Here is a 22,769-nt window from a genome sequence, read left to right on the forward strand (position 1 = left end):
CCATGGTTAGCGGCGGCCGGGGCGGGGGTCAATGATGTGACGTACTACCCGAATACGGAGCAATGTCCGAAATGAGAGGTTCTATATCGATTTCATGCCGCTCGGGCGGCCCTGTTCCTACTATCCGCCCTAGGATGTGACGTGGCCCCTATGGGTGGCATCACATTCACAGGGCCATTTCGAGGGCATTCGAGGACATCCGAGCCCGGTTCGCCGTCGGGCCACCACGGGCGCTCGCACCCACCGCTCGCCACCCGCGCCACCTGATCGACCGGCCGCCCACCCGCCCCCGTACGCCCAGGCTGTCGGCGCCCACCCGCACGACTCGGCGCCCTTCCGCTAGCGTCCCGATCCATGCCGGACATCCGCCACTCCCCCGAGGCGCCCACCCGCACCCAGGCAATGGCTCCCGGGGAGCGCATCGACGCACACCGCCACGACGACCATCAGGTCGTCTACGCGGGCTCCGGTGTCCTCGCGGTCACCACCGACGCGGGCACCTGGTTCGCCCCCGGCACCCGGGCCATCTGGGTTCCCGCCGGCTGCGTCCATGCCCACCGCGCCCATGGGCACCTCGCCCTGCACCTGCTGGGCCTGCCCGCCGACACCAATCCCCTCGGCCTCGATGCCCCGACCGTGCTCGCCGTCGACCCCCTGCTGCGCGGACTGATCCTCGCCTGCACCCGGAGCCCCCACGACGACACACCGGAGCGGCGGCGCCTGCGCGCGGTGCTCCTCGACCGACTGCGCGCCTCGCCCCAGCAGCCCGTACAACTGCCCGCCCCCACCGATCCCCGCCTCAGAGCCGTCTGCGACGCCCTGCACCGCGACCCCGCGGACCCGCGCACGCTGGACGCCCTGGCGAGCACGGCGGGAGCCGGAGAGCGCACCCTCAGCCGCCTCTTCCGCCGCGAGCTGGGCATGACGTTCCCGCAGTGGCGCACCCAGCTACGCCTCTACCACGCCCTTCGCATGCTGGCCGACGACGTACCGGTGACGACGGTCGCCCACCACTGCGGCTGGTCGTCCACCAGCGCCTTCATCGACGTCTTCCGCCGCGCCTTCGGCCACACCCCGGGGACCCACAACCGTCGCCCCTGACCGCCCTGTGCCGTACCGGCGAACTCTGAGCGTGCACCATCCCCATTCGATCAACAAGCAGTAGCCCGGTAGCGCGAGTTGACCACCACCGAAGCGGGCGGAAGCACACGGCACCCGACGACGTCGCACGGCGGAATTTCGGTAATGGTTGGCAGATTATCGGAAGCGCGACAAGCCACCCGGCGATGACCCTGATGCCATGCCAAGGAATAGATCAATCGTTCTACTTTCGGTCGGGCATGCGTGCGTGGATGTCTATCAGGGCGCCGTGGCGTCGCTCGTCCCGTTCTTCGTCGCCGAGCGCGCCTACACCTACGCAGCGGCCTCGGGCATCGTGCTCGCCGCATCGCTGCTGTCCTCGGTGGCCCAACCGGCGTTCGGTGCGCTCACCGACCGGCGGGCCATACCCTGGCTGCTGCCCGTGAGCACGGTCCTGGGCGGGCTCGGGGTCGCGTTGAGCGGCCTCAGCGGTTCGTATGCGCTGACGCTGCTGTTCGTGGCGGTGTCCGGTATCGGGGTCGCCGCCTACCACCCCGAATCCGCCCGCGTCGCACGGCTCGCCGGCCAAGGCAGCCACAGCGCGATGGGGTGGTTCTCCTTCGGCGGCAACGTCGGCTTCGCGGTCGCACCCCTCCTGGTCACCGCCGTCGTGGCCACCGGCGGGCTGCGGTTCTCACCGCTGCTCGTGGTACCAGCCGTCGTCGGCAGTGTGTTGTGTCTGCCCGTCCTGCGCGCACTGGAGAGGACGAGATCCTCCGGCCCCGGGGCCGGGACCGGGGCCGCGACGGGCAGCGACGACAAGGTCTCGTTCGTGAAGCTGTCGCTCGCCGTGGTCTGCCGGTCGATCGCCTTCATCGGCCTGAGCACGTTCATCTCGTTCTACGCCCGGCAGCGCACGGGAGGCGGTACGACGGCGGGCTCGGCCGCGCTCTTCGTCCTCTACCTCGGCGGCGCGGCGGGCACCGTGCTGGGCAGCCGTCTGGCCAACCGGTGGGAGCGGGTCGCGGTGGTGCGCATGTCGTATCTGATCACGGTCGGCGCCGTGGCCGGGACCGTCTTCGCGCCCGGCCCGGTGATCTACTTGTTCATCGCCCTGACCTCCGTCGGCCTGTACGCCCCGTTCTCGCTTCAAGTCACCCTGGCCCAGGACTACTTGCCCTCACGCGTCGGCACCGCCGGCGGGATCACCCTCGGTCTGACCGTCAGCATCGGCGGCCTGGTCAGCCCGCTCATCGGCAGCATCGCCGACGCCACCTCCCTGCAGACGGCCCTCACCCCGCTGATCCTGATGCCCGCCCTGAGCTGGCTCCTGTTCCGCACCCTGCCCGAACCGGCCACGCCGAAGCACCTCGGCGCCCCAGTACCGGTCGCGGCACCCGCCCCGGGCGGCCCACTTGAGTGATCAAAGTAGCGAGGGGTTACCATATGAGCGCCGCCTAGCTCGAAAGATAAACCTGTGACTGTCAATGACGACTCGTTCACCAGCTGGAAGAACCGCGAGGAGATCGCGGAGTCGATGATCCCGGTCATCGGGAAACTGCACCGGGAGCGGGACGTAACGGTCCTGCTCCACAGCCGCTCCTTGGTGAACAAGTCGGTGGTCAGCATCCTCAAGACCCACCGATTCGCCCGCCAGATCGCCGGTGAGGAACTCTCGGTCACCGACACGCTGCCGTTCCTCCAGGCCCTCACGACGCTCGACCTCGGCCCTTCGCAGATCGACATCGGCATGCTCGCCGCGACCTACGCGGCCGACGAGCGCGGTCTCTCGGTGGAGGAGTTCACCGCCGAGGCCGTCGCCGGCGCCACGGGTGCCAACAAGATCGAGCGCGGTGACGGACGCGACGTCGTCCTGTACGGCTTCGGCCGCATCGGCCGTCTCGTCGCCCGCCTGCTCATCGAGAAGGCCGGCTCCGGCAACGGACTGCGGCTGCGCGCCATCGTCGTCCGTCGGGGCGGCGACCAGGACATCGTCAAGCGAGCCTCGCTGCTGCGCCGCGACTCGATCCACGGCCAGTTCCAGGGCACGATCACCGTCGACGAGGCGAAGAACACAATCGTCGCCAACGGCAACGAGATCAAGGTGATCTACGCCAACGATCCGTCCGAGGTCGACTACACGGCGTACGGCATCAAGGACGCCATCCTCATCGACAACACCGGCAAGTGGCGCGACCGCGAGGGGCTGTCGAAGCACCTGCGCCCCGGCATCGACAAGGTCGTCCTGACCGCGCCGGGCAAGGGCGACGTCCCCAACATCGTGCACGGCGTCAACCACGGCACGATCAAGCCGGACGAGCAGATCCTGTCCTGCGCGTCCTGCACCACCAACGCGATCGTGCCCCCGCTGAAGGCGATGGCGGACGAGTACGGCGTCCTGCGTGGCCACGTGGAGACCGTCCACTCGTTCACCAACGACCAGAACCTGCTGGACAATTACCACAAGGCCGACCGCCGTGGCCGTTCCGCGCCGCTGAACATGGTCATCACCGAGACCGGTGCCGCGTCCGCCGTCGCCAAGGCACTGCCCGAGCTCAAGGCGCCGATCACCGGCAGCTCGATCCGTGTCCCGGTGCCGGATGTCTCGATCGCGATCCTCAGCCTGCGGCTCGGGCGCGAGACGACCCGCGACGAGGTCCTCGACTACCTCCGCAACGTGTCGCTGACCTCGCCGCTCAAGCGCCAGATCGACTTCACCACCGCCCCCGACGCGGTGTCGAGCGACTTCATGGGCTCGCGCCACGCCTCGATCGTCGACGCCGGTGCCACCAAGGTCGACGGCGACAACGCGATCCTCTACCTCTGGTACGACAACGAGTTCGGCTACTCGTGCCAGGTCATCCGCGTCGTCCAGCACGTCTCCGGCGTGGAGTACCCGACCTATCCGGCCCCGGCGGTCTGATTCCGGCGGACTCCCCCTCACCCCGGCCGGTCCACCCGCCCCGGGAAGAGGATCATCCAGACGCACCGTGACGGGCGCCTGATGGGCAGATGCCCGTCAGGCGCCCGTCGCGTTGACCGTGCCCACCGCGCTCTCCAATTCGGCCACAGCGAGGCAGACTTGATCCGCGAGTGACGGAACCGTCGCTCGCGGTCGGGCGACGCGCGGGGGAACGTTGAGCGTGTTCAGCGAAGGGAACGACGCCTCCCGGCGAGGAGGTGCAATCGATCCGTACACCGACGGCGTGGCGATCGTCCTCGGCGACGCCCAAGTCGAGCCGCGAGCGGGCCTGGCCTCCGAGGTCGGGCCCGAGCATCTCCGCCTGGGGCCGACCAGGCCGTCCGAGGACGCCGACGAACTGCCGCTGCGGCACGACAGGCCCTTCTGGCGGCGGTGCCGGGCCACTGAGCCGGCGTTCCACGCGGTACGGGGTGCGCGCTGGTCTTCGACGCCTGCCCGGCCCAACGCGGTTGGCCGCGATCGGACATGAGCGGGCCCGGTCCGGACCGGATGGTCCTGGGCCGGGCCGGGTTCGTCCGCCGGTCAGTCGAACGAGGCGGCGAACATACCGGGCTTGTAGGAACCGCCCTGCTGGTGCACGATCACGGCGAGCCGGTTGGCCGCGTTGATCAGGGCGACCAGGGCGACCAGCGCGGCGATCTGGTCGTCGTCGTAGTGCTTGCGCACCTGGCCCCAGGTCTCGTCGGACACACCCTGGTGGGCGTCCGCGAGCCGGGTGCCCTCTTCGGCGAGCGCCAGGGCGGCCCGTTCGGCCTCGGTGAACACGGTGGACTCCCGCCAGGCGGCGACCAGGTTGAGCCGGACCGCGGTTTCACCGGCGGCTGCCGCCTCCTTGGTATGCATGTCGATGCACCAGCCGCAGCCGTTGATCTGGCTGGCGCGCAGCGACACCAACTCCTGTGTGGAATGCGGCAGCGGCGACTGCTGGATCACCAGGCCGGCATTGGCGAAGCGCTTGGCGAACTTGGCGGCGATCTCGTTCTCGAACAGGTTGAATCGGGTGTTCATCACTTCGTCCTCACTCGTGGTGTTGCGCTGGACGAACACGAGACGCCGACGGCCCGCTCCTTGTGACGGGGCTGCCGTGTGACGTACGCCACCGCTCATGGATGTCACAGAACCGGGGGGACCGGCGTCCTGTGCGCGTGGGACCGTCGGGAACGAACAGTCAGGAGCAGCCGGTGAAGAGCGAGCAGAGCGGGCGCACAGAGGCCACGGCCGGGCAACTCGCGGGTGACGGCCGTGTGGACCCCGCCACCGAGGCGTTCGTCGCCCATCGCAATCTGCTGTTCACCGTCGCGTACGAGATGCTCGGCTCGGCCGCCGACGCCGAGGACGTGCTCCAGGAGACCTGGCTGCGGTGGGCGGGGGTCGATCTCGGCACGGTGGAGAACCAGCGTGCCTTCCTGGTCCGGATCACCACACGCCAGGCGCTGAGCCGACTGCGTACGCTCGGCCGCCGCAAGGAGTCCTACGTCGGGCCCTGGCTGCCCGAGCCGCTGCTCACCGCACCCGACGTGGCCGAGGACGTCGAGCTGGCGGACAGCGTCTCGATGGCGATGCTGCTGGTGCTGGAGACGCTCGCGCCGACCGAGCGGGCGGTGTTCGTACTGCGCGAGGTGTTCGACGTCGAGTACGACGAGATCGCCGCGGCCGTCGACAAGAGCCCGGCCGCGGTCCGGCAGATCGCGCACCGGGCGCGGGCACACGTCGCGGCGCGCCGACCGCGCGGGGTCGTTTCCCCGACCGAGACCCGGGACGCACTCGACGCGTTCCGCCGGGCGACCGAAACGGGCGATCTCCAGGGCCTGCTCGACATCCTCGCGCCGGACGTCGTCCTCATGGGCGACGGCGGCGGAATCAAGCAGGCCGTCCTGCGGCCCGTCGTGGGGGCCGACAAGGTGGCCCGCCTGCTTGCCGCCGGGCTGGGCAGGCTCACCGAAGTGTCGCTGCGGCCCGCCCAGGTCAATGCCTACCCGGCGCTGATCTTCCGGCTCGACGGCGCGATCGACACCGTCGTGGCGGTGCGCATCGACGACGGCCTCATCTCCGCGCTCTACGCCGTGCGCAATCCCGAGAAGCTGTCGCACATGGAGCGGGAGACCACCCTGCGCCGCTGAACCCGGAACTCCTCGGCGGCGCACACGGTGCCGGCCTCCGCCGCCGGGTCACCGACCGGCGGTCACTGCTCGGGCCGTGCCACGCGGATCAGGGTCTGCTGCCCGTTCGCGACGAGCTTGCGCTGCTCGTCCTGGATCCCGAACACCTCCAGCCGGCACACGGTCAGGGTGCGCCCCGGCTTCAGGACGATTCCGACTGCCTCGATGTGGTCGCCGACGGCGGGCGCGAGGAGGTTGATTTGCACTCACGCTGAGGACCTCGGTGTTCTCGGGGAACAGTGTGAACGCGGCGTAGCCGTCGGCGCTGCTCGCGATCGCGCTGGTGGCACCGGCGTGGAAGTAGCCGTGCTGCTGGGTGACTTCGGGGCGGCTCGGGAGCACGATGTATACGCGGCCCGCCGCGATCTCGGTCAACCGCGCGCCGAGGCGGGCCATCAGCCCCTGTCGATCGAAACCGGCCCGGATGCGGGCCTGCACTTCGGGGCTCGCCGGGTCCTGCCGCGTCTGGTCCTCCATGTGCTCTCCTGCGGTGGATGCAGCGAGGTGGTGTGGTTCCTTCAGCCGATCAGGCGTTCCGCCAGCAGGAACCCGCCGATGACGATCATCATGACACCGGAGGCGCGGCTGACCACCCGGGCAGCCGCGGGCCGGGTCTTGAGGACGGTGCGGGCCAGGACGCCGACGGTGAGGTAGACGGCGGCGCAGGCGGTCATGTGGAGCGTGCCGAGCAGCCCGGTCTGCGCGGCGACCGGCCAGCCGCCCGCGGAGTCGATGAACTGCGGGAACAGCGAGAAGTACAGCAACAGCGCCTTGGGGTTGAGTCCGCTGATCCCGGCTCCCCTGAGCATGATCTGCGCGCGGGAGGACCCGATGGCCTCCTCGGAGGACGTCAATGTGGCCGGCTGCCGCAACACACCCCAGCCGAGCCACACCAAGTACCCGGCCCCGGCGACGGTCAGTGCGGTGAGCAGGGTTGCCGAGCTCGCCACGATCACCACCAGGCCCGCGACGGCGAGCAGTGTGTAGCCCGCGTATCCGGCTATCAGCCCGGCGACCGCCGGAACGACCGACCGGTCCCGGAGGCCCGCCGAGATCGCGTAGGCCCAGTCCGCGCCCGGGGTGAAAACCAATAGAAGATCTACGGCCAGGAATGCCGCCAGTGTGGTCGTGCTCATGGGTCGGTCCCTCTCACGTTCTTTGTTACGTGAGGAAGGCTAGGCCGGATCAGCCCGAAGGTGTTCCCGGATTTGTCTCGTGATCGCGAGTTCTGGGGGAGAATCTTCTCCATGGATGCCTTGGACCGTAAGATTCTTGCCGAGCTCCAGCTGGATGGCCGCCTCACGGTCACAGAGCTGGCCGCCCGGGTACAGCTGAGCGTCTCGCCCTGCCACCGTCGCCTGCGCGACCTCGAACGCGAGGGCGCGATCCGCGGCTACCGAGCGGTGGTGGACCCGGCCGCCGTGGGCCTGGAGTTCGAAGCCCTCGTCTTCGCCACCCTGCGCTGGGAGGACCCCGATACCGTCACCACCTTCGAAGAAGCGGTGACCGCAGTCCCGCACGTACTCCAGGCCCAGCGGCTGTTCGGCGAACCCGACTACCTCCTGCGCGTCGCCACCACCGACCTGGCCGCCTTCCAGCAGCTCTACGACGAGCAGCTCGCACGACTGCCCGGGGTCCAGCGTCTGACCTCAACGCTGGTCATGAAGCACGTGGTCGACGACCGCCCCCTCCCCGGATAGCGGAGCCGCCGAAGCCACCCGGAGCTTGATCGGGCCGGAGCCGTGTCCGCCTCAACGGCTGCCTCGGCAACGCCTTGAACTGCCGCCGATCAGCAGACCCGGCCCCGGTACGCACACCGGACAGCACGAAGGCCACTCGGCGCCCGCCGCCTATGTCCTGGCCCGCTCCGTCCGGCGCGCCGCCGGACGGCTCACCGGGTACTTCGCGATGGGGCTGGCATCCCGGTCCAGACGATCGTGATCACCCTCATCGTGATCAAGCTGTCCTGTCCATCTTCGTGATCGACTGGGTGACGGGCTGGTGGGACAACCACAGCACGCTCCTGGTCTTCCGCGGACCCGAAGCTGGTCTCCATCGGCGCTGACCCGGCGGGCTACAAGCTCCGGGCCGACTCCCCCGCGCGGGCGCGCGGCGCGACGGTGGCGCAGGGCATCAAGGACTACTTCGGCAACCCCGTCCCGGCCACCGCTCCCGACCGGTGCTTCCACCAGTTCACCGGAGCTCCGTACCGCCCGGCCGTCATCACCTCGTACCCCACGCTCGGCAACAGCCACGCCTACCGGATGGCCGACGGTGACACCTCGACCGCTTGGAGCAGCGCGGCCGCCGGGATCGCCTTCCCCGGCACCATCAATGTGGACTTCCGGCAGCCCACCAGCATCGGCACCGTCACCCTGCACACCGCCTTCGCCACCGGCCAGGGCATCAAGCGGTTCGACGTGCAGACCTGGAACGGCTCGGCCTGGGTGCCCCGGGCCGCCGGGCAGCAACTGGCCTGGTCGGGCTACACCTCGACCGTCGAGCAGCGCACGATCACCCTGCCCCAGCGGGTCACGACCGAGCGCCCGCGTCCGACGGTCCGTGACGCCCACCTCCAGTGGGGCAACTTCGCGGTCTACGAGATCCAGGCCGCCTGACCGGTCCCGATCCACCGGCCGGACCCGAGTACCGTGAAACGGAAAGAGCCCTGACGGCCTCCCGGTCGCGCAGCCGCGCGTAATTCCGGGAGGCCGTCAGGGCCGGTCACGCGAGATGCTCGACGACGCCACCGACCACGACGGTCTCCGCCACGGTGCCGGGGATGTCCTCGGGTGCGGCGCGCAGGATGTCACGGGAGAGGACCACGAAGTCGGCTTCCTTGCCGACGGTGAGTGAACCGCGTTCGTTCTCAAGGAAGTTGGCGTACGCCGAACCCATCGTGTACCCGTGGACCGCGGCCTCCACGCTGATCGTCTCCTGCGGCATCCAGGGCTCGCCACCGCCCAGCGGGCGCCGGGTGACGGCGGTGTGGATGCCGATCATCGGGTCCATCTCGGCCACGTTCCAGTCGCTGGAGAGCGCGAGCACGGCGCCGGCCGTGTGCAGGCTGCGCATGGGCCATGCCTTGTGCCAGCGCTCGGCTCCGACGTTCTCCGCCCAGTCCTTGCCGGGGCCGGCGACCTCCGGGGCGCAGTGGCGGGGCTGCATGCACGCGACCACGCCCAGCTCGGCGAAGCGCGGGGTGTCCTCGGGGTCGAGGCACTCGACGTGGACGACCTGGTGGCGGGCGTCCCTCGCCCCGTTGACCGCGCGGGCGTGTTCGACGGCGTCGAGCACGGTCCGGATGCCCCGGTCACCGGTCGCGTGGACGAAGCACTGGAAGCCGCGGGCGTCCAGCTTCGTCAGCAGCTCGGCGAACTCCTCGGGCGGGTAGAAGGTGTCGCCCCGGTGGTGGCGGCAGCCCGCGTAGGGTTCCAGGAGGGCCGCGGTACGCGGCTCGACGACGTCGTCGATGTAGAGCTTGAGCGGTCCGACCCGGATCCGGTCGTCGTCGTAGCGTGCGGCGGCGGCGAAGTCGTCGAGGTCGGCGTCCGTGGTGCCGCGCGGGTGGAAGAGGGCGGCGACGATCCGGGACTTGAGCCGGCCCTCGGCGCGTGCGCGTTCGAAGAGGGGGAGGTCGTCGAGCGAGTTCTGGGGTTCGACCACCGTGGTGATGCCGAAGCCGATGGCGTCGTCCAGGGACTTGGCGAGCCGCCCGTACTGCCGGTCGGGCGAGGCCCACGGCAGACCCAGCTGTTGCAGGGCGCGGTGGCCGTCGCGGGAGAGGCCCTTGACCGCGAAGTCCTTGATGAATCCGGTGGGTTCACCCGTGGCCGGGTCGGTGGCGGCTTCACCGAAGGGCAGGTGGATGCGGTCGCGGTCGATGCCGAGACGGCGCAGGCCCGCGGTGTTGACCCAGGCGGTGTGTACGTCGTAGCTGAGCATGAAGGCCGGTACTTCGCCCGTGGCCGGGTCGAGGTCGGCGGCGGCAGGCATCCGGCCGTCCGGGATGGCCGAGTAGTCGAAGGCTTCCGCCTCGATCCACTCGGCGTCGGGGTTGGCCGTGTGCCAGGCACGGATGCGGGCGTGGACCTCGTCGAGGGTACGGGCACCGGAGAGCTGGACGCAGGCGTCGTCCGAGCCGAGCCGGACATGGTTGTGGGCGTCGATGAACCCGGGGAGTACGAGTTTGCCCTCGGCGTCGATCACCCGTGTACCGGGCCCCGTCCACCCGTTCGCGTCCTCGTCGGAGCCGAGCCAGGCGATGCGGCCGTCGATCACCGCCATGGCCTGTGCCTCGGGAAACGCCGGGTCGACAGTGTGGACGCGCGCGTTGCGCAGGACGAGGTGGGCGGGGCGGGCGGTGCTGGCCATGTGAGGTGACTCCTTGTGGTGCGGTGGCGCGGTCGGTCGGTGGTGCGGGCGCCCGGTGGTTCGGGCGGGGCGCGGCCGCCGGTCAGGAAGGGGCGGTGTGCGGTGCGACGGTCCGCCGGGCGAGCGCCCAGTAGACGAGCCCCGAGACGACGGAGCCGAGCAGGGTCAGGTCGGCGCCGCCCAGCGGTGCGACCAGCGGGCCCGTCCACAGCTCGGAGTCGCAAGTGACCGCGGCGAAGACCATGCCGGCAAGCAGCGCGGTCATGCCGGCGGGGTGGTAGCCGGACCGGTACCAGTAGGCACCGTCCGGTCCGGCGTGCAGTGCCGGTGCGTCGTAGTGGCAGCGGCGCATCAGCATGTCCGCGAGGAACACACCGCCCCAGGGTGCGAACACGATGATCAGCAGGGAGAGGAAGGACAGCAGTGAGCTGGTGAAATCGGTGAAGAAGAGCGCGCACAACGAACCCGCCGCGGTGACGGCCGCGCTGATGATGATGGCCTTGGAGCGGCTCCAGGGGACGCCGAGCACCTGGAGGTTCAGGCTCGACGAGTAGAGCGTGACGATCGAGTTGGTGACCGAGCCGCCGAGCACCAGAGCGAGGAAGAGCGGCTGGAACCAGCCCGGCAGAAGCTTCTCCGTTCCCGCCACGGCGTCGGTCATGTCCGTCTGCGTGGCGGCGGCCACCCCGGCCACGCCCAGAGCGACCGAGGAGACGAAGCCACCGAGGGCCCCGTACCAGGTGAGCGAGCGCATCGAGGTCGTCTCCGGGAGGTAGCGCGTGTAGTCGGCGGGCATCGGAACGTACGAGAACGGCCCGGCCAGCATCACGACGAAGGCCAGACTCCACCCGGACGCCCCTGGGTGGACCGCCCCGCTGCCCGTGTCGGCGCCCGGCAGCAGGAACACGAGGAGGGCGGCGAACCCGACGGCGAGGACGTACGCGATCCAGCGCTCGGCGAACTGGACGGTGGCATGGCCCCAGAGCGCGACGAGGAAGGTCAGCGCAAGGGTGATCAGCAGGGCGAGGGCCCGCCCGGTGCGGCCGGACGCCCATCCCAGATCGGCGAAGAACGCTTCGAGGGCGAGCGTGCCGACGACCGTGTTGAGGATCGTGTAACCGATGCTGACCACCCAGTTGAGCATGCCGGCGGGCCAGTTGCCGCGTACGCCGAACGGGGCCCGGGAGATCACCAGGGTGGCGGTGCCGGTGCGCACGCCGCTCAGTCCGGCGGCGCTGATGGCGAAGAACGCCAGTCCGCCGATGACGACGACACCGGTCGCCTGCCAGAAGGAGAGCCCGAAGGCGACGGCCAGGGCGCCGTTGATGACGTAGGTGAAGGTGAGGTTGGACCCGAACCAGAGCCAGAACAGATCCTTCGCGCTGCCGTGGCGGTCCTCGTCGGGAATCGGGTCGATGCCGTGCGTCTCGACCTGGAAGACCTGGTCGGTGGCGCCCGTCCCGCCGGGCGCCCTGGCGGTCGTCTCCTGCTGCGTCATGCGGCCTGCCCCTCATCCGTGCGTGCTCCGGGAGCCCCGGAGCACACTTTGAATGCCGTTCTAAAAGTTAGAACGGCATTCAAGATGTGTTCTCGGGGGCCCGTCAAGACCTCTGCCGAAATCGGCGGGCTGCCCGGCCACCGTGTGGTCGCGGGTGGGCAGGGGTGTGCCGCCCACGATGAGCACGGTGTGCTGGGCGAACCGCCTGCAGGGCCGGCGTGCGAGCATCGGGCCGAGGCGGCGCTCAGAGAACGGGGCCGTCCAGGACGGCCCAGACGCCGTGATCACACCGGCCCCGACCGAGATCGCTGTACGGGGTGGTGCCGCTCACTGGGCAGGTCACGGCTACCGGGGGTCCGGCACCGGTCCGGGCAGGCCCAGCTGTCCACATACGGCTGCCACGAACGCGGCGGCAGCAGGAGCCGTCGGCCCCGTCCGGCCGCCGCGCTGGTGGGCAATGGCCGCGGCTACGACCGCATTGTCCCCGCGACGGGCCAGGTACCAACGGCCGCCGTCGACCTTGGAACACAGCTGCCCGTCATCGGCGAATCGCAAGGCACGGCAGGCGTTGAGGACGGCATACGTTGGGCCGGCGTGGTCCAGCGCCCACCGCAGCTCGCTGCCGATCGCGGCGCCGACACGGTCGGCGGGAACCGGGCCGAAGACCTCGAAGGCCGGAGGACCACAGACGGCGAGCGCATGCTCTCGGCTCACGGCACAGTGCAGGACCAGGTCCGGATCGCCGGCGTGGCCGGACCCGGGGATGATGACGGTCTCGGTCGCGCTGGTGCGGATGTGGACCTCGAACGGGCAGGAACCGAGGCTCGCCGCAGTCGCGGCGGTGATGACGCTCATCTCCAGCCCCGTGCCGGGACACCGCGCCGCGGTCCGCGCCACCAGCTCACCCATGGCCTGTTGGGCAGCCTTGGTGCCGGATTCGGTGGCGACGGCCAGCACATCCACGTCACTGCGGTCGGCACGGAACTCCCCCAGCACAGCCGAGCCATGCAGGTAGACGCCGACCAGGTCGGGCCGCGCTCCGGCGAGGGCTGCCGAGACGTCAGCCACGTAACGGACGACGTCGGAGGGCGCGGGGGTGTCATCAACCACGGACCCGAGCATAGTGGCGGCTCACCCGACTCCGTTCGCGTCACGGAGGTCGTGGGTTCGCCGCGTGAGCGAGAAACAGGCCGTCACTGCCGCGTCCACGTACTCACCTGGCGCCAAGGCGGGTAAGGGCGACCTGCCGGCCGTCCGACGCGAAGGCGAGTGGCGAGCGCAGCGGGTCGTGCCTGTCTCCGCAGGAGACGATGTGTACCCGGTGTACGTGGACGCCGAGGCAGGCAAGGCGGACGAGAGAGCGTCTCCCCCTCAAGGGCCGCCTTCGGATCCTCCCGGCTGAGGGAGTCGGCTTGCAGGAATCCGACCGACACGGCGCCCAATTCCTTCCCGGTGCGGCCGCCCCTTAAGGTCGTCACCGGGTTCACGGAAGAGGAGGGGCGGCGTGGCAGCGACGGCGCGACGGCGTGACGGGCACCTGGCCCGGGAACGCATGCTGGAGGAGGCGATGGCGGCCATCGCCGAGGACGGCCTGGCCGCACTGACCATGTCGGCACTCGCCAAACGCCTCGGCACCAGCGGCGGTCACATCCTCTACTACTTCGGCAGCAAGGACCGTCTGCTCCTGGAGGTGCTGGGCTGGAGCGAGAGCGCGCTCGCCGAGGAGCGCCGGGCGCTGCTGGCCGGCCGGTCCGGTGCAGAACGCAAGCTCGGCCTGTTCGTCGAGCTGTACCTCCCCCGTGGGCCGCGCGATCCGCGCTGGACCCTGTGGATCGAACTGTGGGCGCGCACCGCGTCGAACGAGCCGCTGCGACAGGCCCAGGCCGAGATCGACCGCGGCTGGCAGGAGGACCTCGAATCGCTCCTCGCCAAGGGCGTGCGGCAGGGGCGCTTCGCCGCGGACCTCGACACGGAGGCGCGCGCCTCCGAACTCCTCGCCCTGCTCGACGGGTTGAGTACGCGTGTGGTCCTCGGTCAGCGAGGTGCGGACCGGGCGAGTGCGCTGCGTATGGCGCTGTCGGCGACCGAGCGGCTGGTGGAGCGGGCCTGAGCCCGCCGGGACCACCGCCACGGGCCCGCCGCCCCTCGGCTCGGCCCCTGAGAACTGGGATACGGTTGGTGCGCAACACGGCGTGAAGGGGGCCGCATTGACGCGGGTCGCGATTGTCGGTGGCGGGATCGGCGGCCTGGGCGCGGCGTTGTTCCTGGCACGTCGGGGTCATCCGGTGACCGTGTTCGAGCGGGACGACCACCGGCCGGGACGCGACCTCGACCGGGACTTCTTCGACTGGCACCGTCCCGGTGTGCCGCAGGCGGTCCAGCCGCACGGCCTCCTGGCTCCGGTGCGGACCGTACTGCGCGCGGAGGCTCTGGACGTGTACCGCGCGATGCTGCGCATGGGGGCCCGCGAACGCAACGAACTCGACTGGTTCGACGAGCGTCCACCCGCCCGCCCGGGGGACGAAGATCTGGTGACGGTCGAGACCCGGCGCATCGTGCTGGAGGCCGCGCTGCACGATGCGGTGCACCGCGATCCGGGCATCGACGTGCGGCTCGGGGAGCCCGTCGAGCGGCTCCTCGTCGACCGGCGCGGTGACATCCCGCGGGTCACGGGGGTGCGGTCCGGATCGGCGACGCACGACGCGGATCTGGTGCTCGATGCCGGCGGGCGCCGGTCCCCGGTGCCCCGGTGGCTCGCCGAGGCAGGCTGCCGGGACGCCGTCGTGGAGCACCACCGGGCCGGAATCGCGTACTTCTGCCGCTGGTACCGGCTTCGGCCCGACGGGCCGCGCAATCCCGGACGTGTCAAGGCGGGTTCGGTCTCGGCTTTCGCCGTCGGCGGGGTGTTCCCGTCGGACAACGGCATCTTCGCGGCGTCCCTGACGGTGTCCACCGCCGATCCCACCCGCGCGGCGCTGCGGGACCCCGCCGTGTTCGAGCGGGTCGCCCGGACGTTTCCCGCCATCGCCGCATGGCTGGAGCTGGAGCCCGAGGCGGTCTCCGGAGTGCTGGTGATGGGGGGCCTGCACAATCGATGGACCGCGCTGGCCGACGGCGACGGGCCCGTGGTCACCGGCCTGGTCGGCGTCGGGGACTCGGTCGCGTACACCAATCCCACGATGGGGCAGGGAGTGGCCATGGCCCTGCGGGCGGCGCAGTGGGTGGCTCGCCACGCCGGTGCCGCCTCGGACCCGGCGTCGTTCACCGGTGAATACCACCGATGGACGGCACGAGCTCTGCGTCCGTGGTTCGATGTGCAGGTCGCCTCGGACCGGGCGAACGCCGCTCAACTCGGCGATCCCGCACGGGTGTCGACGGAGCCTCCCACCGCGGCCGCCCGCGAGCGGGCCGCCCTCGCCGCCTGCGCGTTCGAAGACCCGCTGGTCATGCGCGCACGGGCAAAGGTCCGCCACCTTCTCCTCACCGCCGGTCAGGCATACGGCACCGAAGAGGTACGTGCCCGGCTGACGCACTGGCTGGGCGAACACCCGGACTTCACGCCCCGGTTCGACGGCCCCACACGTGCGGAATGGGAGTCCGCCACGGGGCACGCGCGGCACGCCGTCCGAACGCTTCGCACCTCCTGAACAGTGCGTACTGCCTGACCGGTCCTGCCGGTGGCGAGTACCAGCAGCGCACTCGGACCATTCGCACCATTTTTGCACTGTTGTCACTCGTTCGGGTGGTGCATCACTGGGTGTGGCCATATTGTCGTTTCAGGAACGACGGCTGAAAGAAGGGCGCCACGACCGACGACTGCGCCGGGCGGCGTGGGCCCGACATGAGGCAGCCGAGGAGCCGATATGCACATACGCAACCTCAGCACAGCATTCATGCTGTGCGCCGCCACAGCACTCGCAGCGGCCATTCCCGTACCGGCATCCGCTTCCGCATCGCCGCCCGGAGCGGCGCCCTCATCCGCCCAGTCCCGCCCATCGACTCGCGTGGTGGCCGTCGACTGCTTCTCGAATGCGCAGGTGCGCCCCGGCGACTTCCTGCTCGCCTGCGGGGACGGCAACAACCGCCTCATCAAGATCCACTGGTCCCACTGGGGAGCGACATCCGCCGCGGGCACGGCACTTGACGCGGTGAACGACTGTCAGCCGTACTGCGCGGCCGGCAAGTTCCACTCCTACCCCGTCATCGTGCGACTGGACCACCCCGAGACCTGGCGACCCCATCCCGAGCTGCGGCAGTTCACCCAGCTGCACCTCATCTACACCGAGGGCAGGCCGGCGGACACGGAGCGGGTCGTGACGCACGAGCTCTGGGACTGACCCCTCCCCGACCCGGCCACGACGGAGCACCGGTCCCGAGGTGATGTGCGTGAGCATTCGCAAATGCACATCCAATGTCGACAGTAGATGGCGGCCCGGCTATGTGGCTGCGGCACTGGTGTTCGCCATCGGTATGGCCGGGACCACCCTGCCCACCCCGCTGTACGGGCTCTACCAGCAGCAGCTCGGGTTCTCCGAGCTGATGGTGACCGTGGTCTTCGCTGTCTACGCTGTCGCGGTCATCACGGTGCTGCTGGTGGCGGGAAACCACTCCGACGAGGCCGGTCGACGGCCGGTGCTCCTGTACGCGCTGGCCTTGTCGGCGGCGAGTGCGGGGTGTTTCCTGCTGGAGGGCGGTCTGCCGCTGCTCTTCGCGGGGCGGCTGCTGTCCGGCTGCGCGGCGGGCCTGCTGAGCGGCGCGGCCACGGCGGCCGTCATCGAACTGGCGGGTCCTGGGCACAAGGCACGCGCGGGGTTCGCCGCCACCGCGGCGAACATGGGCGGCCTGGGCTGCGGGCCGCTGCTCTCCGGGATCCTCGCGCAGTACACGCCCTGGCCGCTGACGCTTCCGTTCTGGGTCCACCTGGGCCTGGTGACGCTGGCCTGCGGGATCACCTGGCTCCTGCCGGAGACCGTGGCCGTGCCGAAGCGCCGACCGCGCCTGAAGCCGCAGGGGCTGACCGTTCCCTCCGAGGTGAAGGGGGTCTTCCTGCCCGCCTCGCTGGCGGCCTTCGCCGGCTTCGCGCTGCTCGGCCTGTTCACCGCGGTCGCACCGAGCTTCGCCTCGAAGACTCTCGGTGTGCACAATCTGGCGGTCTCGGGCGCCGTGGTCTTCTCGGTGTTCCTCGCTTCGACCGTCGGGCAGTCCCTGACCCAACGGATCGGCGCGCGCCTCGCGCTCCCCGTCGGCTGCGGCATCCTCGTCGCCGGCCTGCTGCTGGTGGCGTCGTCACTGATCGCCGAATCCCTGCCCCTGCTCGTCCTGGGTGCCCTGTGCGGCGGCACCGGCCAGGGACTGGCCTTCCGTGCCGCGCTCACCCTGATCAGCGGCGTGGCCCCGGCGCAGCATCGCGGCGGCACCATTTCGGCGTTCTTCGTGGTCGCCTACGCCGGGATCTCCCTGCCCGTGGTCGGCGTCGGCGCCATGGCCACCTGGCTCGGGCTGCGCCAGGCCGGGCTGATCTTCGCGGGCTGCGTGATCCTGCTGGCGGCGGGTGCGGGCACGTACGCAGCGCGCAGGCTGCCCCGGGTGCCGGATCTGCAACCGGGCCCACCGCCGACGGCATCCTCCCGGTTCTGAGTACCTGGCCGGAACGGGCGCCGACGGCCCGTACTTGTGTGGTTCCCGCTGGCGGGCCCGGCTGCCTCTGGTAAGCATGGACGCATGTCGCTCAATCACGGAGATCTCAAGTCCATCGCGGTACTCGGCGCGACCGGTGGTCAGGGTGGCGCGGTGGTTGCCGCCCTGCTGGAGGCGGGGCGTGCCGTACGGGCCGTGGTGCGCGATCCTGCCAACAAGCGGGCCCGCGCGCTGGCGGCGGCCGGGGCGGAGGTCGTGCCGGGCGATCTGTTCGACGCGGCCTCGCTCGCAGAGGCTTTCCGGGGCACGGCGGCCGCGTTCGCCGTCACCACCCCGTTCCAGGACGGCCTGGACGCTGAGGTTGCCCAGGGCGCGGCGATCGTACGGGCGGCCGCGGACGCCGCTCTGCCGCATCTGGTGCTGGCCTCCGTCGCCAGCGCGGACCGCGATACCGGTGTCCCGCACTTCGAGACCAAGGCCAGGACCGAGGAACTGCTCGCCGCCTCGGGACTACCGGCGACGGTGGTGGCACCGACCTATTTCTACGACAACGCCCTGGGCGCTCTGGACGAGGTGGCCACCGGTCTCCTCACCATGCCGATCCCCGGTGACACTCCCCTCCAGCAGGGGGCACGGCAGGATCTGGGCCGGGTCGTGGCCGCGGTCGTCGGCGATCCGGACCGCTGGATCGGGCAGCGGATCGAAGTGGCGGGCGACGATCCCACGCCGGTCCGGATGGCCGCGGAGATCGGGCGGGCCGCAGGCGGCACGGTCGAGTTCCGCCAGTCGTCGCTGGAAGACCTGCGCACCGCGAACCCCGATATGTTCGCCATGTACAGCTTCTTCACGAACACCGGTTACCAGGTGGACATGGCGGCACTGCGGACACAGTTTCCCGCCATCCCCTGGACTTCCTACGCCGCGTGGGCGGACGCCCAGGACTGGCCGAAGCCCGCCCCCGCGTGACGCCCGCCCGCGCAGCGAGCGCTCCTACCAGGTGACGGCGATCCGCCGTGGACTGCGGGAGGTGGTGCCCAGGTGCCATTCGACCGCTTCGGCGGGCTGCGCCAGGCGCAGCCCGGGAAAGCGGGCGGCGAGCCGGTGCATGGCGAGCTGGAGCTCCAGCCGGGCCAGCCAGGCGCCCAGGCAGTAGTGCGCGCCCGCGCCGAACGACAGGGTGGGTGCCGCCAGGGGTGCGAAGAGGTCGTCGTACGGCCGGGGCGGAAACACCTCGGGGTCACGGTTGGCCATACCGCAGTCGGCGAGAACCACCGAGCCCGCCGGGATCGTCACGCCACCGACCTCCGTGTCGGTCGCGGCGTAGCGCGCGGTCCCCCGGTCGTCGCCGAGCGGGATCAGGTGCAGCAGGCGCTCCGCCAGTGTCCCGGCGGCCCGTTCGTCCGCCCCGAGACGTGGCCAGACCTCCGGCCGTTCCCCGAGCAGATAGAGCAGCGAATTGCCGAGCATCGTCATCGTGCTGTCGTGACCGCCCACTACCAACCCGCATACCAGGTCGACGAGTTGGCCCTCCGGTACGCCACCCTCCTCGTCGGCCGCCCGGACCAGCACACTGGTCAGATCGTCGCCCGGCGCGCTCCGTCGAGCGGCCAGCAGCTCCGCCCCGAAGGCGGCGAACTCCGCCAGTGCGGACGCCATTTCCTCCTCGGGGTGGGAGCCGTCGGAGAAGGCGTACCGGCTCCAGTGGCGCAGCCGCTCCCGGGCCTCGGTGTCGAGGCCCATCAGTCTGCTGATCACGGCGACCGGGAGCGGGAGGGTGAATCCGGCGACCAGGTCCACCGGGCGGGCGCTGTCCGCGAGTTCGTCCAGGCACTCTTCGACGATCGTCGCGATCCAGGGCCGCCAGCGGGCCACGGCCCGGGGCGTGAACGCGCGCCGCATGGTGCGGCGCAGGCGCAGATGGTCCTCTCCGTCCTGGTTGAAGATCAGGTCGAGGCTGCTCACCAGGCCGGATTCGCCCGACAGGGACGGGGAGTCCGGCGTGTGGAGCCCTGAGCGTCCGAATCGGCTGTCGGTCAGAACCTGGCGGACGTCGGCGTAGCGGCTCACCAGCCAGGCCCGCGTCCCGTCGGGTAAGTCGACGGGCCCGGGCGGTCCGGGTGGGTCGAACGTCAGACGGTGCAGAGGGGGCGTGGACGGGCCGGGGCGAACGTGGGCGTCGGCGGGGCAGGACACGGGACCTCCTGGCTTGCGCGGGGCGGCGAACCGCTGGGCGGGAAAGGAGTGTTGCGAGGACAGGGTCAGAGTTCGACCAGTACCTTGCCCCGGTTGGCTCCGGTGCCCCGGTAGAGGCTCCGGTAGGCGTCCGGGATGTTCTCGAAGCCGTGGTGGAGGGTGTGTCCGCAGCGCACCTCGCCCCGTCGGACCAGGCCGCCGAGCTCGTCGTGGAGCGCGCGCCAGTTCTGCTCGGTGAACCACTCCAGCGAGAAGATGCCTCGTACGTGTGCGCGCGGGAACATGATGTGGGGCAGCAGTCGCGGCCCCATGACGTCGCGGCCCACCTGGGTGGCCCACTGCCAGCACACGGCCACCTGGCTGCCGACGTTCAGCATGGAGAACACCGCGTCGGTGACGGTGCCGCCCAGATTGTCGAAGTACTTGTCGACGCCGTCCGGCGCGGCCCACTGCAGCGCGTCCCGTACGGCCTCGCGGTTGTCGCCGTGCCGGTAGACGACGACCGCGTCGAAGCCCAGCTCGTCGAGGTAGTCCACCTTCGCCATCGTCGACGTGGTGCCCACCACCCGGGCGCCGGCGAGCTTGGCCAGCTGGCCGACCAGTGAGCCGACGGAGCCGGAGGCGCCGCTGATCACTACGGTGTCCCCCGGACGGACCGACATGAACTTGGTCAGGGTGCCCCAGGCCGTCATGCCGGGGCCGCCCATGACGCCGAGTGCGGTGGGGAGCGGCAGCGCGTCGTCGTACCAGCCGGGGTCCAGGCGGCGGAAGGCCGGGAAGACCATCGGGAATGTCCCGGTCACCCAGGGGGTGGGCGCGCCGTTGCTGACGAGATGGGTGCGCCAGCCGCCGAACCCCTGCACCAGATCGCCGGGACGGTGGGCCGCCTGCGGTCCCGCCTCCAGCACTTCCATGATCGAGTCGGCCCCCATGTGCGCACCGAGCGGGGTGTCCAGCGCGATGCCCTGAAGGTAGGGGTCCACCGATACGTATCGCGTCCTCAGGAGCATCTCGTCCGGGGCGAGTTCGGTGTCGAGTTCCTCCTCGACCTGTCCGTAGACCCTTTCGACGTCGGGGACGCCGTTGATGTGCTCGCGTACCACCCATTTCCTGGCCCTCATCCCGTTCCCTTTCTCTCGACGAGGGCCGGGCGGCCCTCCGTGACGGCCCTTGGCGCCGGCCCGGGGCCCACCTCGATGACCCGATGGGTGGGTGGCGGTCCGCTGTCGACGGATGCGGTGAATGTGCGGCCGTCGTCGCGGCAGATGAACTGCACGACGTGCCGGCCGGCGGCGGCCGCACGGATCAGGCCGCCGGTGGTCGCCCATACGCCGGACTGGTAGAAGTTCCGCAGTCCCGGCAGGCCGGGGCCGTGCCGCTTGATGAGTTTCTCCAGTGTCTCCCCGCTCTCCACGAAGGGCTGCCAGCCGAGCACCGTCCCGTCGTAGTTGCCCGTGTAGCGGACCTGGGTGAGCGGGCTGGACACATCGCGGACGGCGATCGCGTCCGCGATGCCGGGGTGCTGCCGTTCCAGAAACGCCACGAGTACCTCGCGGGCCCGGCGCTTGGCCGCGTAGTACCCACGGCCGTGGCGTACCGGCAGCGTGTGCAGTTCCTGCCCGCCTCTGGTACGGGTCGCCTGTTCCGGGCCTTCGTCCAGGGCGCGCCAGGGGGCGATGTCGCAGAAGTAGGTGACGTACGCGATGCTCGTCCCGGGCGGGGAGAGCTCGGGGTAGTGCTGGTTGCGGAACTGGACGTTGATGCTGGGGTGCCGTATGCCGGTCAGTGCGGCCGCTTCCGACTCGTCGAGCAGATAAGTGGTGCAGGGGGCGGCGTCGGGGAATTCGCGACGCAGGCCGAGGAAGAGTGTGAAGTAGCCGGGGAACACCATGCCGGGTTCCCGGATGGTGCGGGTGTAGAGGCGCCGGTACGCGTCGTCGAGGTAGCGGCCGCCCAGCAGATCCATCATGGTGGTACGTCCGTCGCAGGCCGAGACGATGATGTCGGCGCGCAGTTCACGCCCGTCACTGAGACGCACCCCGACCGCGCGGTCGTCCTCGACCAGTACCTCCTCGACCTTGGCGTTGTAGGTCACTTCGCCGCCGAGCCCGCGGTACCGCCGCTCGATCGACTCGGCCAGCCCGAGCGATCCGCCTTCGGGGACGCCCGCGGAGAGGTTGGCGTGCGAGGCGAGCTGGAAGTGGAACGGCAGTACGGGGAAGGCCGGATGCTTCTCGTACAGGATGAAGTTGAACGCCTCGCGCAGCAGGGGGTCCTTGAACCGCGCCGAGTAGTCGGTCATGAGTACGCCGATGGTTTTGCGCACGACGTTGAAGTACGGGATGAAGGAGGCCAGCATGCGCCAGCGTTCCATCGCCGGCATCAGTCCGACGGGTCTGAGGAAGGGATAGACGGCGAGGCATTTGCGGAAGGCGCGCAGTTGCTTGCAGAACTCCCTGATCAGGGCGGAGTCGGCGGGCGAGAGCTCCGTGAGGTGGGCCTGGAGCCGGTCGGGGTCGGAGTAGAAGTACACGGCCCGGCCGCACCGGCCGCGTACGACGTTGAACACATCGAAGTGCCGGATCTCCTTGCCCTGCAACGCACCCAGCTCCAGCCAGATCTGATGCATCTCGTTGCCGGGACCGCTGCCCAGGAGCCAGCTGACGCAGGGGTCCAGTGTGAAGTCACCGCGGTCCCAGGCCGTGCAGCAGCCGCCGGGCAGTTCATGCATCTCCAGGACATGGGTGCGGTAGCCGTTCATCCGGGCGTAGCAGCCGGTGGAAAGACCGCCCAGCCCCGCACCGATGATGATCATCGACTCGCGTTCGGAATGCCCCATGACCCT

At 70.3% G+C, this 22,769-nt stretch carries 19 protein-coding genes and 1 pseudogene; 11 read left to right on the forward strand and 9 right to left on the reverse strand.

Annotation, left to right across the window (positions count from 1 at the left end; genetic code table 11):
• Positions 1-354 precede the first annotated feature (354 nt).
• The 3 genes from ABZY11_RS18235 (at position 355) to ABZY11_RS18245 (ending at position 4,003) form a co-directional block, all read left to right on the forward strand.
• Entirely contained in the window at positions 355-1,101 is a 747-nt protein-coding gene (locus ABZY11_RS18235) for a helix-turn-helix transcriptional regulator (protein ID WP_356480089.1), read from the forward strand.
• Between the two features lie 199 nt (positions 1,102-1,300).
• Positions 1,301-2,503: an MFS transporter gene (locus ABZY11_RS18240; protein ID WP_356480090.1), complete on the forward strand. Its 1,203-nt coding sequence runs from the start codon at positions 1,301-1,303 to the stop codon at positions 2,501-2,503.
• Between the two features lie 54 nt (positions 2,504-2,557).
• On the forward strand, positions 2,558-4,003 hold the full coding sequence (locus ABZY11_RS18245; protein WP_356480091.1) for a glyceraldehyde-3-phosphate dehydrogenase: 1,446 nt from the start codon (positions 2,558-2,560) through the stop codon (positions 4,001-4,003).
• A gap of 582 nt (positions 4,004-4,585) precedes the next feature.
• Here ABZY11_RS18245 and ABZY11_RS18250 read toward each other — a convergent pair.
• Positions 4,586-5,071 carry a carboxymuconolactone decarboxylase family protein gene (locus ABZY11_RS18250; RefSeq protein ID WP_356480092.1) on the reverse strand — a complete coding sequence of 162 codons (486 nt, stop codon included), beginning with the start codon at positions 5,069-5,071 and terminating at the stop codon, positions 4,586-4,588.
• A 101-nt stretch (positions 5,072-5,172) separates the two neighbouring features.
• Between ABZY11_RS18250 and ABZY11_RS18255 the strand changes: the two genes are divergently transcribed.
• Complete coding sequence (locus ABZY11_RS18255) at positions 5,173-6,183, forward strand: RNA polymerase sigma-70 factor (protein ID WP_356480093.1); 1,011 nt, start codon at positions 5,173-5,175, stop codon at positions 6,181-6,183.
• A gap of 62 nt (positions 6,184-6,245) precedes the next feature.
• Here the strand turns inward: ABZY11_RS18255 and ABZY11_RS18260 are convergent.
• Together ABZY11_RS18260 and ABZY11_RS18265 are read right to left on the reverse strand one after the other, a co-directional pair.
• A pseudogene (locus tag ABZY11_RS18260) lies at positions 6,246-6,699 on the reverse strand (PaaI family thioesterase).
• A gap of 41 nt (positions 6,700-6,740) precedes the next feature.
• Positions 6,741-7,358 carry a LysE family translocator gene (locus ABZY11_RS18265; protein WP_356480094.1) on the reverse strand — a complete coding sequence of 206 codons (618 nt, stop codon included), beginning with the start codon at positions 7,356-7,358 and terminating at the stop codon, positions 6,741-6,743.
• A 111-nt stretch (positions 7,359-7,469) separates the two neighbouring features.
• Between ABZY11_RS18265 and ABZY11_RS18270 the strand changes: the two genes are divergently transcribed.
• Together ABZY11_RS18270 and ABZY11_RS18275 are read left to right on the forward strand one after the other, a co-directional pair.
• The gene (locus tag ABZY11_RS18270; RefSeq protein WP_356480095.1) at positions 7,470-7,922 is read left to right on the forward strand and encodes an Lrp/AsnC family transcriptional regulator; all 453 of its coding nucleotides are present in this window, start codon (positions 7,470-7,472) and stop codon (positions 7,920-7,922) included.
• A 420-nt stretch (positions 7,923-8,342) separates the two neighbouring features.
• Positions 8,343-8,840 carry a discoidin domain-containing protein gene (locus tag ABZY11_RS18275; RefSeq protein WP_356480096.1) on the forward strand — a complete coding sequence of 166 codons (498 nt, stop codon included), beginning with the start codon at positions 8,343-8,345 and terminating at the stop codon, positions 8,838-8,840.
• Between the two features lie 106 nt (positions 8,841-8,946).
• On the opposite strand, the gene ABZY11_RS18280 is transcribed toward ABZY11_RS18275, so the two are convergent.
• The 3 genes from ABZY11_RS18280 to ABZY11_RS18290 all read right to left on the reverse strand — a co-directional run bounded on the left by ABZY11_RS18280 (position 8,947) and on the right by ABZY11_RS18290 (position 13,204).
• Positions 8,947-10,596, reverse strand: coding sequence for an amidohydrolase (locus ABZY11_RS18280; protein ID WP_356480097.1), 1,650 nt, complete (start codon positions 10,594-10,596; stop codon positions 8,947-8,949).
• 82 nt (positions 10,597-10,678) lie between these two features.
• On the reverse strand, positions 10,679-12,094 hold the full coding sequence (locus tag ABZY11_RS18285; protein ID WP_356480098.1) for a cytosine permease: 1,416 nt from the start codon (positions 12,092-12,094) through the stop codon (positions 10,679-10,681).
• Positions 12,095-12,439: 345 nt separating this feature from the next.
• A complete protein-coding gene (locus ABZY11_RS18290) occupies positions 12,440-13,204 on the reverse strand; it encodes an aminoglycoside adenylyltransferase domain-containing protein (protein WP_356480099.1) in 765 nt (254 codons plus the stop codon).
• Positions 13,205-13,598: 394 nt separating this feature from the next.
• On the opposite strand from ABZY11_RS18290, the gene ABZY11_RS18295 reads away from it, so the two are divergent.
• The 5 genes from ABZY11_RS18295 to ABZY11_RS18315 all read left to right on the forward strand — a co-directional run bounded on the left by ABZY11_RS18295 (position 13,599) and on the right by ABZY11_RS18315 (position 18,697).
• Complete coding sequence (locus tag ABZY11_RS18295; RefSeq protein WP_356480100.1) at positions 13,599-14,204, forward strand: TetR/AcrR family transcriptional regulator; 606 nt, start codon at positions 13,599-13,601, stop codon at positions 14,202-14,204.
• A gap of 97 nt (positions 14,205-14,301) precedes the next feature.
• Positions 14,302-15,741, forward strand: a complete 1,440-nt coding sequence (locus ABZY11_RS18300) for an FAD-dependent oxidoreductase (RefSeq protein ID WP_356480101.1) — start codon at positions 14,302-14,304, stop codon at positions 15,739-15,741.
• A 360-nt stretch (positions 15,742-16,101) separates the two neighbouring features.
• On the forward strand, positions 16,102-16,431 hold the full coding sequence (locus ABZY11_RS18305) for a hypothetical protein (RefSeq protein WP_356480102.1): 330 nt from the start codon (positions 16,102-16,104) through the stop codon (positions 16,429-16,431).
• Positions 16,432-16,474: 43 nt separating this feature from the next.
• Complete coding sequence (locus ABZY11_RS18310) at positions 16,475-17,731, forward strand: MFS transporter (protein WP_356480103.1); 1,257 nt, start codon at positions 16,475-16,477, stop codon at positions 17,729-17,731.
• A gap of 84 nt (positions 17,732-17,815) precedes the next feature.
• Positions 17,816-18,697 carry an NmrA family NAD(P)-binding protein gene (locus ABZY11_RS18315; protein ID WP_356480104.1) on the forward strand — a complete coding sequence of 294 codons (882 nt, stop codon included), beginning with the start codon at positions 17,816-17,818 and terminating at the stop codon, positions 18,695-18,697.
• A gap of 24 nt (positions 18,698-18,721) precedes the next feature.
• Here ABZY11_RS18315 and ABZY11_RS18320 read toward each other — a convergent pair whose 3' ends face one another.
• The 3 genes from ABZY11_RS18320 to ABZY11_RS18330 form a co-directional block, all read right to left on the reverse strand.
• Complete coding sequence (locus ABZY11_RS18320) at positions 18,722-19,924, reverse strand: cytochrome P450 (protein WP_356480105.1); 1,203 nt, start codon at positions 19,922-19,924, stop codon at positions 18,722-18,724.
• A gap of 65 nt (positions 19,925-19,989) precedes the next feature.
• Positions 19,990-21,045, reverse strand: a complete 1,056-nt coding sequence (locus tag ABZY11_RS18325; RefSeq protein ID WP_356480106.1) for an NADP-dependent oxidoreductase — start codon at positions 21,043-21,045, stop codon at positions 19,990-19,992.
• Complete coding sequence (locus ABZY11_RS18330; protein ID WP_356480107.1) at positions 21,042-22,763, reverse strand: NAD(P)/FAD-dependent oxidoreductase; 1,722 nt, start codon at positions 22,761-22,763, stop codon at positions 21,042-21,044. The genes ABZY11_RS18325 and ABZY11_RS18330 overlap by 4 nt, the downstream gene beginning before the upstream one ends.
• Between the last annotated feature and the right edge of the window lie 6 nt (positions 22,764-22,769).

The sequence above is a fragment of the Streptomyces sp. NPDC006510 genome, from assembly GCF_040611955.1.
GTDB lineage: Bacteria > Actinomycetota > Actinomycetes > Streptomycetales > Streptomycetaceae > Streptomyces.